Annotated in this window: 19 protein-coding genes; all 19 read right to left on the minus strand. The window is 50.6% G+C overall.

The features are described from left to right. Positions 1-35: 35 nt before the first annotated feature. A complete protein-coding gene (gene rpmF, locus EKM99_RS11645; protein ID WP_125583595.1) occupies positions 36-224 on the minus strand; it encodes a 50S ribosomal protein L32 in 189 nt (62 codons plus the stop codon). A 66-nt stretch (positions 225-290) separates the two neighbouring features. Further along, positions 291-842: a YceD family protein gene (locus tag EKM99_RS11650; protein WP_125583596.1), complete on the minus strand. Its 552-nt coding sequence runs from the start codon at positions 840-842 to the stop codon at positions 291-293. A 73-nt stretch (positions 843-915) separates the two neighbouring features. Continuing rightward, positions 916-2,064, minus strand: coding sequence for a nucleotidyltransferase (locus EKM99_RS11655; RefSeq protein ID WP_125583597.1), 1,149 nt, complete (start codon positions 2,062-2,064; stop codon positions 916-918). Between the two features lie 2 nt (positions 2,065-2,066). Continuing rightward, positions 2,067-2,810, minus strand: coding sequence for a class I SAM-dependent DNA methyltransferase (locus EKM99_RS11660; protein WP_125583598.1), 744 nt, complete (start codon positions 2,808-2,810; stop codon positions 2,067-2,069). Then, a complete protein-coding gene (gene rsfS, locus EKM99_RS11665; protein ID WP_125583599.1) occupies positions 2,807-3,163 on the minus strand; it encodes a ribosome silencing factor in 357 nt (118 codons plus the stop codon). The genes EKM99_RS11660 and rsfS overlap by 4 nt, the downstream gene beginning before the upstream one ends. A 14-nt stretch (positions 3,164-3,177) precedes the next feature. Continuing rightward, positions 3,178-3,786, minus strand: coding sequence for a bis(5'-nucleosyl)-tetraphosphatase (symmetrical) YqeK (gene yqeK, locus EKM99_RS11670; protein ID WP_164511595.1), 609 nt, complete (start codon positions 3,784-3,786; stop codon positions 3,178-3,180). Then, positions 3,776-4,408, minus strand: a complete 633-nt coding sequence (locus EKM99_RS11675) for a nicotinate-nucleotide adenylyltransferase (protein ID WP_125583601.1) — start codon at positions 4,406-4,408, stop codon at positions 3,776-3,778. The genes yqeK and EKM99_RS11675 overlap by 11 nt, the downstream gene beginning before the upstream one ends. 15 nt (positions 4,409-4,423) lie before the next feature. Further along, a complete protein-coding gene (locus EKM99_RS11680; protein ID WP_125583602.1) occupies positions 4,424-4,747 on the minus strand; it encodes a YhbY family RNA-binding protein in 324 nt (107 codons plus the stop codon). Positions 4,748-4,751: 4 nt separating this feature from the next. Continuing rightward, positions 4,752-5,894, minus strand: coding sequence for a ribosome biogenesis GTPase YqeH (gene yqeH, locus EKM99_RS11685; protein ID WP_125583603.1), 1,143 nt, complete (start codon positions 5,892-5,894; stop codon positions 4,752-4,754). Next, positions 5,875-6,417: a YqeG family HAD IIIA-type phosphatase gene (locus EKM99_RS11690; RefSeq protein ID WP_125583604.1), complete on the minus strand. Its 543-nt coding sequence runs from the start codon at positions 6,415-6,417 to the stop codon at positions 5,875-5,877. The genes yqeH and EKM99_RS11690 overlap by 20 nt, the downstream gene beginning before the upstream one ends. 314 nt (positions 6,418-6,731) lie before the next feature. Then, a complete protein-coding gene (gene rplT, locus EKM99_RS11695; protein ID WP_125583605.1) occupies positions 6,732-7,091 on the minus strand; it encodes a 50S ribosomal protein L20 in 360 nt (119 codons plus the stop codon). A 70-nt stretch (positions 7,092-7,161) separates the two neighbouring features. Continuing rightward, on the minus strand, positions 7,162-7,356 hold the full coding sequence (gene rpmI, locus EKM99_RS11700) for a 50S ribosomal protein L35 (RefSeq protein WP_045806761.1): 195 nt from the start codon (positions 7,354-7,356) through the stop codon (positions 7,162-7,164). Positions 7,357-7,402: 46 nt separating this feature from the next. Further along, positions 7,403-7,927 (minus strand): translation initiation factor IF-3, encoded by a 525-nt coding sequence (gene infC / locus EKM99_RS11705; RefSeq protein ID WP_225419852.1) that lies wholly within the window; start codon positions 7,925-7,927, stop codon positions 7,403-7,405. Positions 7,928-8,604: 677 nt separating this feature from the next. Beyond that, on the minus strand, positions 8,605-10,548 hold the full coding sequence (gene thrS / locus EKM99_RS11710) for a threonine--tRNA ligase (RefSeq protein ID WP_125583606.1): 1,944 nt from the start codon (positions 10,546-10,548) through the stop codon (positions 8,605-8,607). 428 nt (positions 10,549-10,976) lie between these two features. Beyond that, complete coding sequence (gene dnaI / locus EKM99_RS11715) at positions 10,977-11,903, minus strand: primosomal protein DnaI (protein WP_125583607.1); 927 nt, start codon at positions 11,901-11,903, stop codon at positions 10,977-10,979. A gap of 3 nt (positions 11,904-11,906) precedes the next feature. Then, the gene (locus tag EKM99_RS11720; protein WP_125583608.1) at positions 11,907-13,289 is read right to left on the minus strand and encodes a replication initiation and membrane attachment family protein; all 1,383 of its coding nucleotides are present in this window, start codon (positions 13,287-13,289) and stop codon (positions 11,907-11,909) included. Positions 13,290-13,292: 3 nt separating this feature from the next. After that, a complete protein-coding gene (gene nrdR, locus EKM99_RS11725; protein ID WP_125583609.1) occupies positions 13,293-13,817 on the minus strand; it encodes a transcriptional regulator NrdR in 525 nt (174 codons plus the stop codon). Further along, positions 13,817-14,446 (minus strand): dephospho-CoA kinase, encoded by a 630-nt coding sequence (gene coaE, locus EKM99_RS11730; protein WP_125583610.1) that lies wholly within the window; start codon positions 14,444-14,446, stop codon positions 13,817-13,819. Before coaE ends, nrdR begins: the two co-directional genes overlap by 1 nt. Further along, positions 14,439-15,299, minus strand: a complete 861-nt coding sequence (gene mutM / locus EKM99_RS11735) for a bifunctional DNA-formamidopyrimidine glycosylase/DNA-(apurinic or apyrimidinic site) lyase (RefSeq protein WP_125583611.1) — start codon at positions 15,297-15,299, stop codon at positions 14,439-14,441. Before mutM ends, coaE begins: the two co-directional genes overlap by 8 nt. Positions 15,300-15,320 lie beyond the last annotated feature (21 nt).

The raw sequence follows: 15,320 nt of genomic DNA on the forward strand, positions 1-15,320 counted from the left end.
GGACTTCGAAGGAGTTTCTTGAAACTAATTTAGAATTAGTTGTTTGCGTTGTTTACCGTAACGACCTGACGGCCATCGTAGAAACCGCAACTTGGGCAAACCATGTGTGACTTACGTAATTCACCACAGTTAGGGCAAGCAGTTAAATTAGGCGTGGTTAACTTAATGTGACCACGACGCATAGCTTTTTTCGTCTTAGACGTTTTCCGTGCTGGTACAGCCAAAGAAAACACCTCCTTTAAATAAATTATATCCACTAGTGAAAAAATTTTTAAGGCTTACAAAGGCGATTATTGATCATCCTGATCAGGGAAGAAATCTTTTAACTTTGCAAGACGTGGATCAACTGATTGATTTTCCTTCTCCACCTTTTCCAGGTCGGCCTCCGAAACGACTTCCCAGTCATCTCCGGTTGGCATCTTCGACCCTTCTTGTTCGGCTTCAGAAAGAATGTGCATCGGAATCTCTAAAATAATGTTATCCCCAATGGCCTTATCAAAATCAATAACGTCATCCTTGACGACCATCACCACGTCGGTCTTTTCAAACCGTTGGGTGGCAGCCGGATCGGATACATAAAATTCCGTCGTTTGGAAATCTACAGGCAAGTCCACCGGTGTTAACGATCGACTGGACGGCACCGTTAAGTCCGCCGTTACCTGTGCATTAACGATGACGTCCCCACCAACGACGGAAACAATTCCCTTCGCGTGAACGGGGCTTAAATCTAACACATCATCGCCATAGCGTTCCATCAAGTCCGCTTTCAAATCTAATGTTTCATCAAACGAAAGCGGGTCATTTCGGTGATTCTTGCGGAGCTCGGTCAACGACCATTTCATCGCAATCCCTCCAATGCAACGTGATAAATTATACCTGTCAAAAAATAAGATGTCAAGGTAATTTCCTTGATAGTCATTCAGAATCGTGTTTTTTTACCGGAATCCGGCCGTAATCCTGGTCAATCCCGGTAATCAACGTGCGCACAGCGCCTAATCGGTTATCCAATTCGCCGGGTCCCTTCTGCCAGTCGCGGTCAGCACGACTGATCAGTGGCAGGGTCACCTGCTTCTTAATTTGGTGCAAATAGGCCTGGCCCCGCGCTGAATAGCCCAAAACACGTAAATACTCTGGTTGTGCCTGCATTTCAGTAGGCTTGGCCTGTAGCAGAATATACGCAGACTGGCGTTGTAACCGGGTATACGTATACCGCTTGGTCTTAACCGCAGTCATGAACGCTTCAAAGTCAGCGCTGGTCAGTGCCGCCCGTTTCAACCGGTACTCCACGCCCTCAGTAATTTGATAACATTGTCGTAAATCGTTGACGTTTTCACTCACCAGTTGGTAGCGCAGCGCCGGCCAAAAATCGTTCCAGCTGGTCAGCTGTGCCCCTTTAAGCTGGGTGAGGGTCGTTAACGGGACAACCGGTTCCACTGCCGTCCAGTCGCCTGTGAGGGCCGCTGAACGGATGGCTGTGCCACTAGCGTACTGAGTAGCCATCGCAATGGCTTGCTCGTCGTGCTGGCTGCCCCGTCGTTTCAAAGGAACCAACTGTAGCGGGTGTCCTTGCCGTTCGTTTGCCAACGCGTAAAAGAACCCTAAAATATCGTTGGCGGCATCCAAGGTAATCCCCGTCTGTTCGCGCAGATATCCCTGGAACAAGGACGCATAGGTCTGATCAAACCGCTTGAACGTGGCCGGATTGGTCGGTAAATGGGCCATGAGGCGACTGTAATCCATGTCCGGATGCTCAGTGCCAAAGGCCAGCCAATGGCACTGTAAGGCCGCCAGTAGGCGCACCCCACCAGCCGCGAACAGATGCGCCGGTTGGAGCGCGACTGCACCTGGCAATTCAACCACTAGATCCACACCGCCAGCCAGTGCCGCTTGTGTTCGCTGCCACTTATCCATCAGCGTCGGCTCGCCACGTTGGGCCCAGTTACCACTCATCGCCGCCACGACCACCTCGGCACCCGTTTGCGCGCGTGCCTGGGCAACCTGATGGGCATGGCCATTATGAAATGGATTATACTCAGCCACGATTCCCACTGCCTGTAACGCCATGACTATGCCTCCCGTGTCACCTCAAAGAACCAGCGCGTGGTATCTGGGGCAACCTCGCTATTTCCAAAGTCGGCACTCACACGTTTAACCGTCAACCCGGCAGCCTGTAAAGCTTGCCGATAATCGGTTAAGACGTAAGTCCGTTCGTGATGCAGTTCAGTGACCTTGCGATATTCACCCGTCTTTTCATTCAGCGTGAAGAACGCCAGATCATGTTCGGCAGCGTGCTCTTCATCTTCAATCCCATAACTGGTCCAAACAAAGGCCCGCGTGTCGTCGACGTAATTATACATGTAACCCGGGTAAACGTCATCCGTTTGGTGCGGTGTAATCACATCAAACAGGAACTGACCCCCAACGGCCAAATGGTCGTGGACCTGGGTAAACGCCTGGGTAACGGCAGTTAGGTCCGTTAAATAGCAGAACGAGTCCGCAAAACAGGTCACCGTTTGGTATTCGCCGATTTCACTGAGATCCAGCATGTTCCCCGCCATCAGTGGTAGCGCAACGTCGGCCTCAGCGGCATGCTTAGCGGCTAACGCCAACATGTCTTCACTGAGATCCAACCCACTGACCTGGTAGCCCTTTTGTGCCAATAGGACGCCTAGACGCCCACTACCACAGGCCAAGTCCATTAACTCGCCACTAGTTGGCGCAACACGTTCGGCGACAAAATCCAGCCACTGATCGTACATGGCTGGATCAAATAGTTCGTCGTAAAGCTCCGCAAAGGATTGATAGATCATGCTTCAACCCATTGGCCCAAATCAACTTCTGGTGCATCTGACCAAAGCTTTTCCAGGTTATAATGGCTCCGTTGTTCCTTCTGGAAGACGTGAATCACAACGTCGCCCAAATCAATCAAGATCCAGTCAGCACTGTTCTTACCTTCAACGTCCTTGATGGCCACTTTGTTGGCAGCCATTTGATCAACAATTTCGTCCGCAATCGCTTGGACTTGTCGGCTAGAGTTTGCTTCCATAATCAGGAAGTAATCGGCCAACAAGCTAACCTTGGTCATGTCTAAGGCAGTCATTTCTTCTGCCCGTTTGTTTTCGGCGGCCTTAACCGCAATTTCTAAAATAGCTTTGCTTTCCAATACTTTTTCTCCTCTCAAACGTTCGGATAACGAGGCACCCACGCATTGTAGGTGTCAATCGACTTCGGGTAGACCGGCTTACCATTATCTACCAAATACTGCAGGGTGTGCTTCGCCTGAAAGGCCACACTCTTAGCCAAATCCGTTTCCGCTAATTGCCGTGCCACATCAACACCGGGGAAATCGCGTTCCGGCTCGATGTAATCGGCCATGTAAACAATCTGTTCCAATGGCGACATGTAGACGGCACCAGTGGTGTGATGGCGAACGGCGTTTAAAATGTCTTCGTCATAAATCCCTAATTCATGTTTAATGAGCTCAGCACCGACGACCCCATGCCAAATAGCGTTGCCGTAATCCAGCAAAATGGGATCGAGCTGATACTGCTTAATCGCCGCAATAAAATCCTCATCGGGGCGCTGTTTAGCGTAGTCGTGAACCAAGCCAGCAATGCTAGCCTTTTCCAGATTCACACCATTGATCTTTGCCAACTTAATGGCGGTCTGTTCCACGCGCTGGACGTGTTTGAACCGTTTGGGCTTCAATTGCTTATTAATTTTAGCCAGCAGTTCATCCCGCGTGCCAGCGAATAGGTGTTGCGTGTAGGTTAGTTCAGTCACGATATAATAAATGCTCCTTTATATAGAGATCGACCATGGTTGGGACCAGGTAGCGCACGGATTGCCCGCGGCGAACCTGTTCCCGAATCATCGTTGAACTAATACCAATCTGCGGAACGTCGACCCACAGAACGGGGTACGGCGATTCGCGGTTAAATCCTTGACGACAGACGCCCACAAACTGAACCAATTTAGTCAACTCATCAATGCGGTACCACTTCGGCAAATAGGCAACCATGTCGCCCCCGATAATAAAGTAGTACTGATTCTCCGGGTGCGCTTGCGTTAACTGCAGCATCGTGTCGTACGAATAGCTCCGACCACCCCGTTCAACCTCGGCTAACTCTAAATCAAACCGGGGATTGTCCTTGATGGCGGCCTTAACCATGGCAATACGGTCCTTCGCCGGAATGGTTAATTTGCGATCCACGTGGGGCGGCTCGGCATCTGGCATGAACAGGACCTTATCCAGGCCCAATTGGGTGGCAACCTGGTCTGCAATCACCAGATGTCCCAAGTGAGGTGGATTAAACGTCCCCCCCAGAATGCCAATGCGGCGCTTCTTAGCCGTTGCAGCCAGCTGGGTCACAACCTGCGTACTCGTGCGTTCTAGGATTTTTACCACGACTGCCAGACCTCCCTACATGCTTTCCACGATTGGTGAAATCTTTTGGTTTTCAGCATTGGTGGCAATCCGGTAAAGAACCAGGACGCGACCAATGGTTTGGACAACCTGAATATCAGTATTGTCTTCAATAAAAGCCTTGGTTTCGTCTACGGAAACCTCCGCACTTTGTTGTAAATTAATCTTAATCAGTTCGCGGTTCTCTAAGGCACCGGTCAATTGTTCCAACCAGGCCTGCGTTAAACCGTTCTTACCCACAGAAAAGAGTGGGTGCATGGCGTGGGCGTGAGCCCGTAAATAGCGTTTTTGTTTCCCTCGTAGCAAATTGTCGTCCTCCATATTTTTAAATCATTGCGCGGCGAATCAAGACGCCAACGCCAGCGGGTGCCCAACCAGTCACATTAATGCCTTCAGGCACCGTAATCCAACCCAGGCCTTCAAACACCAGATCACTCTTCACCGTGGTCTTAAATTCATGAGCGACCAATGGTGGGAAGTCATCCTTGTTGTCTGCGTGGGGTGGCGTTAACAGCTCACCTAATTGACGGGCGTAGAAGTCATCCGCATTTTCTAGCTTGGTCCGGTGAATGTACAGGTTGTTCTCAAAGTAGGCGGTAAAGCCGTTCTTCGGGCCCTTATTGTAATCGAACCGAGCGATTCCACCTAAGAATAAGGTTTGTTGATCGTTTAATTGATAATTTTTAGGTTTAATTGGTTTTTGTGGCGTGACAATCTTAAGGTCCTTGCCATCCAAGTAATGCGCCATCTGTTGGTTCTGAATGATCCCAGGGGTATCAACCAAGACGTGGTCGTCATCCAGTGGGATTTCAATCTTATCCAACGTGGTCCCGGGGAAACGCGACGTGGTAATCAAATCCTGAACCCCGGTATTTTGTCGAATCACCTGGTTGATCAACGTCGACTTCCCGACATTGGTCACCCCAACCACGTAAACGTCGCGGTCGGCACGGTACTTATCGATCAATTGCAGGAGGCCATCAACGGACTGATTGGTTTTCGCACTCAACAACGTCACATCAATTGGCCGTAAACCTTCTTCATTTGCTCGTTGACGGAGCCAGTCACGAAGCTTACTGCGTTTCAGTGACCGTGGCAAAAGGTCTTCCTTGTTCCCGACCAGCAAGACGGGATTGCTCCCAACGAACCGGTGAAGACCAGGAATCACACTACCGTTAAAGTCAAAAATGTCGACAACGTAGACAATTAAGGCGTTAGCATCCTGAATTTGTGTTAACAGGTTTAGGAAATCGTCATCGGTCAATCCGACGGGAACGATTTCGTTGTAATGCCGTAATCGGAAACACCGTTGGCAATACACCTCTTCTTTTTCAATGCCTTTATCCAATGCAGACTGAGGCGTGTACCCCGGTGCCGTCTTGTCGGTTGTCTGAACCACGGCCCCACAGCCAATGCAGTGCAACGGTTCACCATCGATCAATACCGGTTCAATGTGCTTTTCGTTCATTAAGATCCTCCTGCCAAGTTAATTCGGGATAGTTGTGGTGCAAGCGCCACATGACTACCTTTTCCAATAAGCGGTTACCCTTCGTGATCCAGGCATCCGACTTTAAAATGGGTTTGACCAATACGCTCCGAACACCGCTATGATGCGCGGCCCAAACGTCGGTCAATAACTGATCACCCACCATCACAACCTCATCCCGGCGTAAATGCCAGCGATGAAGTGCGCGATTCAATCCCCACGAGAGCGGTTTTAATGCCCGGTGAATGTAGGGTAAGTTAAACGGTGCAACGGCGCGGTCCACCCGCGCACGACTGTTGTTAGAAACCACGATGACTTGAATTCCGGCGAGTTCTAGCAAATTAAGCCAGTGATGTAACTCCGGTGTGCCATCAGGATTATTCCACGCAATCAACGTGTTGTCCAGGTCGGTCAAGACTGCCCGAACCCCGTTTGCCCTTAATTCCGTCGGCGTCAAATCATAAATGTTTGTGACCATCCACGTGGGTTTGAATCCAGAAACCATGCGGGTGACTGCCCCCCTTCATTCGTTTGCCAGTAATGACATGTCTAGCTTTTCATTATACGCAATTTTCACCAATTTTACCACCATCAACGACTGGTCGACCAGCAAAAAATACCGACCGTCTGTGCTTACTCACCAGAAAATAGCAAGGACGTCCGCCATTGTCCTGGCAGGATATTTTGGTAAAATTCCTTGTTGGCTCGGTTGTGACACGCAGCGTGGCAACTAGCAGCCGTCAACGTCCCCGGCTGTGAGTCGCCTTGGTAATAAAAAGGACCTCGCCTTGAACAGCGAAGTCCTTTGAAATGACTGAATTAAGCAGCCAAAGCTTCCTTAGCTGAGTCAGCTAAAGCCTTGAATGCAGCAGCGTCGTTCACTGCTAAGTCGGCTAACATCTTCCGGTTAACATCGATGTTGGCTAACTTCAAACCATGCATCAACTTGCTGTAGCTCAGACCATTCATCCGGGCTGCGGCGTTGATCCGGGCAATCCAAAGCTTCCGGAAGTTACGCTTAGTGGCTTTACGGTCACGGAAGGCGTATTGACGACCCTTCATGACTTGGTCCTTAGCAACCTTGAATAAACGGTGCTTTGAACCACGGTAACCCTTAGCTAACTTTAAAACCTTTTTGCGACGTGCGCGTGTAACAGTACCGCCTTTAACTCGTGGCATAATCTTTTCCTCCTAAATCAATTCAAACATTATGTCGACATTTCGTCGACCCGAAAAATTTGTGACCAGCTTACTTTTGTAACAGAGAACGGTAAGTCTTGATGGTCGTTTCGTTCATCATCCGGGTACCACGAAGGTTCCGGCGTTGCTTCTTGGTCTTACCGTGGAAACGGTGAGACGTGTATGCATTGGCACTCTTGATACCGCCCTTGGCAGTTACTTTGAAACGCTTAGCTGCGGCGCGGTTAGTCTTCATCTTTGGCATAATACGAAATATCCTCCTTAAATCGGTAGCTGGGCTACCCAATCAATTACTTATTCTCTGCGATGGGTGAAAGCATTAAGAACATGCTCCGACCATCCATCTTTGGCCGTTGTTCAACCGTAGCGACATCGGAAGTTTCCTTTGCCATCCGGTTGAGCACCTCGCGGCCAATGTCTTTATGCGTAATAGCCCGGCCCTTAAATCGAATCGATACCCGAACTTTTTCACCCTTAGCCAAGAACTTTTTAGCGTTCTTCAGCTTGGTGTTAAAGTCGTTGGTATCAATCGTAGGGCTAAGCCGTACTTCTTTGACACTGACCACTTTTTGCTTCTTACGAGCTTCGCGTTGCTTCTTTTGCAACTCAAAGCGGTATTTCCCGTAGTCCATGATCCGGGCTACTGGTGGCTTAGCTTTCGGTGCAACCAAAACTAAATCGAGGTTAGCGTCTTCAGCAATCTGCAAAGCTTCTTGCTTAGACTTAATACCCAATTGTTCACCGTCGCCGGCAATCAATCGAACTTCGCGTGCGCGAATACCCTCGTTGACAATCGTGTCGTTTGCTATGGTAATCCACCTCCAAAATAATCTCGAGAACTGCAGAAATCTCACTCACAAAAAATGCGGGAACCTTTGATCACAATCAAACGGCTCCCGCATGAAATCCAATCAAAAGATTGAACTAACGTGCATATCCAGCCCAGCAACGTCGGTCACGGGGCGAGAAGCGAAAGCCTCTGCTTGATTTCTCAACTTAACCATCATACCAGCTACCCGGTTTCATGTCAACGGTGTTTGCTGAAAAATATTTGCCGGTTGCCGTCGTTTCGCCTGCGGCTGCCAGGCATTCCGTCTACTGTGGGGACCGCCTCCAGCCTGAGGGGCGGTCTTCCGGCTCGCCTTGAAGCCTCTAAGAACGAGTCTTCAAGGTCGTCCCGTGGTCTAAACCGGGAAAGTTCACCCGATTAAGGCCACTGTCACAGTTGGCTCCATGTCTGTCATCCTCCGGCTACACTAACCACCACCCGACAAAATTTGTCATCTCGTCGCTGTCACCCGTGCCCTCACCATTACAGTAGAAGATACTAGGAAAAAAAGATAGGTTATCCTTTCACCAATTGGTAAAATGACCAACATCCACCAGTCTCCCTAGCCCACAAAACGAGGCCACTATGTTCAGCGACCTCGTTCCTTCTATTCACTGGTTACTGGCCAGAATTGGCTTTTGACGATTATTGTTGCGGCGTCAACTACTTTTCTTCGCGACTGTATGAAGCGATGTCGCTCAGAATTTCCTTGACGAAAGCGTCACTACTCATGGATTCACTGTCATCTTCCCCGTACTTCCGGACAGAGACAGTGCCCTTGGCCATTTCGTCTTCACCGACAACCAACGTGTATGGAATCTTGTGCGTTTGGGCATCCCGAATCAAGTAACCCATCTTTTCACCACGTTTGTCGACGTTGACCCGCACATCAGCGGCCTTTAATTCAGCAGCTAACTTGTCGGCGTACGCACCATGCTTCTCTTCGGAAACTGGGATGATGGTAACTTGCTTAGGCGCCAACCAAGTTGGGAAGGCACCCTTGTAGATTTCAGTCAGGTAAGCGGTGAAACGTTCCATCGTTGAAACCAAGCCACGGTGAATCATAACTGGACGATGTTCTTCACCATCGGCACCGACGTAGTGTAAGTCGAAACGTTCTGGCAACATGAAGTCCAATTGGATGGTGGATAACGTTTCTTCGTTCCCAAGGGCCGTCTTAGTTTGGACGTCCAACTTAGGACCGTAGAAGGCAGCTTCCCCTTCGGCTTCAACGTAAGGCAAGCCGAGGTCATCCATGGCACCCTTCAACATCTTCTGAGCGTTGTTCCACATAGCGTCGTCGTCGAAGTACTTTTCCGTGTTCTTAGGGTCACGGTAGCTCAGACGGAACGTGTAGTCCTTGATATCAAAGTCATTGTAAACCTTAACCATCAAGTCCAAAATGCTCTTGAATTCATCTTGAATTTGTTCTGGAGCAACGAACGTGTGACCATCGTTCAAGGTCATTTCACGAACCCGTTGCAGGCCACTCAAGGCACCGGATTTTTCGTAACGGTGCATCATCCCTAATTCAGCGATCCGTAATGGCAGTTCGCGGTAAGAACGGATGTGGTGGTTGTAAATTTGAATATGGCTTGGGCAGTTCATTGGCCGCAATTCAAGTTGTTCGCCATCTCCCATGTCCATTGGTGGGAACATGTCGTCACGGTAGTGGTCCCAGTGACCGGATTGCTTATACAGGTCTAGGTTAGCAAGGACTGGTGTGTAAACGTGTTGGTAACCGTTAGCGACTTCTTTGTCGATGATGTAACGTTCGATCGTACGACGAATCGTGGCACCATTTGGCATCCAGTATGGTAAACCGGCACCGACCTTAGGATCAACGAAGAACAAATCAAGTTGGTTCCCGATAACCCGGTGATCCCGTTCACGTGCTTCTTGGCGACGGGCCAAGTCGGCATCCAAGTCAGCTTGCTTGTAGAAGGCCGTCCCGTAAATCCGTTGGAGCATTGGGTTAGAGGACTTGCCTTGCCAGTAAGCACCGGCAACGGACAAGAACTTGAACTTCTTCACGTCACCCGTGTTGGCTAATTGCGCGCCATCGCTGAGAACTTGGTAGTCACCAATCTTCAGGAAGGAAACGGCGTCACCGTCGATGGCATTGATTAATTCAGTGCTGAATGGATCATCTTTGGCAGTGGCCAAAGCATCGGCCTTGCTCAAAGAAATCCGTTCGATGGCTAATTTGTCGCTAACTAATTTTTCGACGATCACGGCTAGCGCATCCAATTCGTCAACGCTCACTTGTTGGTCGTCCTTGTCAGTGTCCACGAAGAACCCGTCTTCGTCGGCGCTAACTTCACCCAAGCGAATGGCTGGGAATTGTTTCTTCAAGGCAATCCGCAGTAATGCAGCGGTCGTGTTCCGCAGAACGCTCAAACCATCGTCGCTGTCCTTGGTAACGATTTCGATAGCACCGTCGCCAGCCAGTGGGGTTAAGTAGTCGACCAATTTGCCGTCTAACTTACCAGCAACGGCCTTCTTAGCCAAGCTAATGGAAATGGATTTTGCAACGTCAGCGGGCGTCGTGCCTTCTGGGAAGTCCTTAGACTTGCCATCGGGGAATTTGATTGAAATATCTGCCATAATGATGATCTCCCTTATAAAATTTGGGTAAAATTACACAAAAAGTCCCCAGCACCTGCAATAGGCACTAGGGACGTCAAATAACGTGGTTCCACCCGATATTTTTCACGAGACTACTCCCGTGAACTCTAGTCGTCGCTAACGGGACGGACCGGCCGAAAATTTCCTTTCGACAGCTGATAGAAAGCGGTAATGTTGGCGGTCGCTAAGTCGGCTTCCAAGCAAGGCCAACTCTTCCTGTGAACGATCCCGTCAACACCATGTCTTTCATCATAGCTCTTTTGGTTTCAAAGACTATTAAACACTTGAAAGCGATCGTTGTCAAGGATTCACGTAAAATTCATTATCCCGTCATCCCGTCGATTGACCAAACAAAAAGGCAAAGCCAGTAACGCTTCACCTCAAAATTATTTATAAACTGACGAACCTTACTGCGGGCGTCGGTTCACGCCGACCATTGTAATCTCGCGTGCCAGGAAACGAATCCGTTGCATCAGCCGTTGGGCCTTCAACGGTTCGTCATCCCCGCGCGTGGAGATACGGAGATGTTCCTTTTCCAACTGTTCCATGGAAAAATTGGAACTAAAGAACGTCGGTAGCTCCTCTTGCATCCGGAATTCCAAAATGACGCCGAGCACATCATCGCGAACCCACGCGGACATGGCATCCGCTCCAATGTCATCGATCATCAAGACCGGCGACTTCTTCAGCGCATCTAATTTCTCCGCCACCCCATTTTGGGCGATTGCATTTTTCATTTCCACCGCAAAGCTGGGGAAGTGAACTAACGTGGTGGAAAAGCCATCGGTCGCCAGTTGATTAGCAATGGCAGCTAGCAAATAGGTCTTGCCCACGCCGAAACTCCCTTGCAGATACAAGGCTTGGTGCCGACGCTTGGGACTGGCTTCGTAGGCGTCCACAAAGTCCAGTGCCGCCATCAAGGCCTCGGCCCGATCAGAATCCTGGTCGAAGCTCTTAAAGTCGGCTTCCCGAATACTCTTAGGCATGGCGATTGACTTAACCCGCTGCCGGAGCTGTTGTTGTGCCTGCTTTTCCTGGGTTTCCTTGGTCGGCACGTAGGCCACGTCAATCAGGTGGTTAGACACAATTAATTGGGGTTCATAGCCCGTCGCAAAGGTCGTGCCCCCCTTGGCCAACTTTTCCCGTTCGCTCACAAACTCATACAGCTTAGCGGCCGAACGCGTCATGACGTCTTCAGCCAACTCGTCCTTATGGGCCTGATAAAAGTCCGTCACGGTAGCGTCATCGTAGACTTTAGCCATCAATTGTCGGTAGTTATCGTTCAAATGGCGTTGATTCATCAGTTGTTGCATGGTTTTGCTTAAATCTTCCATCAGTTATTCCTCCTTCCCCTCTGCGGTGCGTTCCTGGAGCTTAGCAATCCGCTCTTGGAGCTGTTTTTGTTGATCAGTTGTTAATTTTGCCTGGGTGGTCGTTGCCTGTGCTGCGGCCGGTTTCTTTGCCCAATCGGGTAAGGTTTCCTTGACCGTCGGCTGGCGGCTTCGCGACCGTCGTGGCTGTTTCTGGGCCTGTTGCCGCTCACGAACTGCCTGAATGGCCAACTCGGGCGACGTTACCTTCTTGACGCTCCAGTCGTTGGCAATCGTGTCCATTAACGCCTTATTTAGCGTGGGCCGTTCCTCATCTACCAACAGATGATAAATGAGCACGTTGACCACCGCATCCGGAAACAACTGGCGACTGACGAGATCACGCACGATCCGTTGTTCCCCGTCGGTGACGTAGCCGCCCCGTTTTTGCTTAATCCCCTGTAAGAAGAGGGCTGGCGCTGTAGCCCGGGCAACTTTAATCAGCGCCTGTTCCGCGGAACTCGCAGCTGGTCCGGTCGACGCTTGGGCCAGCTTAGCCACCGACGGACTGGCTTCACTCACCGTTGGTCGGACCCGTGATTGTTGGCCGAAGCTTTGCGCGATAAGTCGTTTGAACTGTTCAGCATCGAACTGATTGGTGGCTAAATCGGTTGCCTCACCCACGTAACGGGCCATCGTGACCTCATCCATACCGTACGTTGCGTGCTCCGTCAAGAGCAATTGACGGTGGCTCCGTAATGCGCGGGTGTCAATGAAGGAGTGCTCCAAGATATCGCCTAGCAATTTGAAATCAAAATCGTCCTGACTGGCCTCATGCAGGGCGGGTGCCCCGGCATCAGCGGGCAACCTGTCCCGCGTTGCCGTGATGGCAGCGGGTAACTGGTTGAGCTCCTGCCCGTCCACGTGAAAAACATCCAAAAAGTTTTTGGTAATATCCTGTTCATCCGCAGAATCCGCTGCCGGTTGCGTGTTGTGGGTGACTAGTGAGCGGTAAAACTCTTCACCGACCACGCCCAGTAACTGCACACTCAGCAAATCATCTCTGAAGAAGTCCGCTGGTAATAACGGTGTTCGCAACTCATATACAAAGCTAGTCAGATCATCAGCCGTCTTTACCTTGGTCGTCAAGAGTCCCGCGGCCTCTAACCGCAAACGCGCCTCGTAAAAATGGGCCAAGTCCATCCCCAGCAAGCCTAGCAACGTGGCGTGACGCTTATACGTGTCCCGTTCGGGGAGCCAAAAAAGGGCCGAGTAAAGCCCTGCGGCACCCGGTCCAATGATTGGCTGATAAAGCTGGGTCAACGTCTGCCAACTCTGATCCGTCAAACGGTCCGCTAACCGCACCAAAAAGCCTGTTCGTGGGTTTAATTGGTGCCAGGAATCCTCCATGCTTTACTTCGCCTCACTTTGTCCCTTTTCATCAGAATTCGACAACTTGTCAGAATCCTTCTTCGCTTTTTCTTTATCCTTGTCGAACATGTCTTTCAGCTCATTGAAGAAGACGCCGGTATCCTTGAACTGCCGGTAAACACTGGCAAATCGAATATAAGCAATCTCATCAACGTCGACCAGTCGGTCCATCACGTACTCCCCGATTAACTGACTGGAAATTTCATTGACGCCCAAGGCGCGAATCTTATTTTCAACTTCATCGACGATGGTTGTCATGACATCCATCCCCACCGGCCGTTTCTCAGCCGAGCGGATGATGCCCCGCAAAATCTTTTCCCGGTTGAACTCTTCCCGGGTTCCGTTTTTCTTAATTACCAACAACGGCGTCACTTCAACGCGCTCAAACGTCGTGAACCGAAAACCGCAGTTCTCGCACTCACGACGCCGGCGAATCACGCGGCCGTCGTCGGTGGGCCGACTGTCGACGACCCGCGATCCATTATGATGACAGTGTGGACACTGCATTATTGGTCACCTCGTTTTAAATGGTTACTGTTGCCAAATTTATTGGCGTCAAGCCATTTTACCACTTGTTGCCGCGTTTGGGCAATCGTTCCCCCGTTGTCAATGACCACAGTTGCCTGGGCCACCTTCTGAGAAATTGGCCACTGCCGGTCCATTCTGGCCTGCGCATCGGCTGCTGAAAGCCCGTCACGCATCATTAGCCGTTTCTTTTGCGTCTTTACATCGGTCGCGACCACCATCACGTGATCCACCAGGTGAATCAGGTACCCGACTTCAAAAAAGGTGGGCGCGTCAATCATGATTAACGGCACTTTTCGATGGCGATAGGCGGCCAGCTGATGCCGAATCTCGGTCTGAATCAAGGGCGTCGTGATGCTCTCCAGGCGCTCAAGCTCCTCGGGATGGGTAAACACCAGCTGACCCAACTTCTTACGGGCCAATCCAGCCGACGTCACGAAGTCTCTGCCAAAAGTCGCTGCAATCTGTTTTAAACCGGTCGATCCGGGTTTCACAACCTGGCGGGCAATCACGTCAGCGTCAATCACGGGAACGTCTGCGGCTCGCAACCACGCGCTAACGGTTGATTTGCCCGTCGCAATCCCGCCAGTTAATCCCCAAACCTCAGTCATCCGTCAAAGCCTCCAGTGCTTCTAGCGGAACCGGTTGGCAACGGGGACAATAGTGCGTACCACGTTGGGCTACCTTGATTTTAACGATTTCCGTTCCGCAGCGCTCGCAAGGTTCGCCCTCCTTGCCATAGACGTGCAAGTGGTTTTGAAATTGTCCCGCCTCGCCAAAGGCCGTTGAGAAGGAGTGCACCGTGGTGCCGTGACCCTTGATGGCCATCGCCATTTCCGCGATAATATTTTCCCGCAAGGTGGCCAGTTGTGCATCGCTCAATTCGTCTGCGGGTGTTAAAGGGTTGATCTTTGACAACCACAAGACCTCGTCGACGTAGATGTTCCCGAGTCCTGCAATGCGGGACTGATCCAGCAAAAAGGGTTTGACCTCTTTGTGAGACTTCCTGAAGACCTGTTGCATATAGTCCAGGGTTAAACTCTCTTCAGTGGGTTCTGGTCCCATCTTCCCTAGTGACGGCAAGGCTTCCGCTTCGGTTCCCGTCGGCACCAACCGCATGCGGCCAAACTTACGGGTATCGTTGTACCGCAGTTCGCGGCCATCAGTCAAATGAAAGATGACGTGCGTGTGCTTCGTCACGGGACTACCTTCGGGTTGGACGTCGTATTTACCTTCCATTCGCAGGTGGGACACCATGGTCAGCTCTCCACTGAACCGAAATAGCAGATACTTGCCGCGTCGATCAATCTTTTCGATTTTTCTGCCGATGAGTTCCGCCGTAAAGACCTCAGCATCCGGTGTCACCATCTTGCGGTAGAACACATCCACGTGATCAATGGTGGCGCCCTTGACCAGACGCGTTAGGCCGCGCCGTACCGTTTCAACTTCTGGTAATTCTGGCATAACCGTCTTCTCCTTTTGCCG

It is taken from the genome of Levilactobacillus cerevisiae (assembly GCF_003946245.1).
Classification (GTDB): domain Bacteria; phylum Bacillota; class Bacilli; order Lactobacillales; family Lactobacillaceae; genus Levilactobacillus; species Levilactobacillus cerevisiae.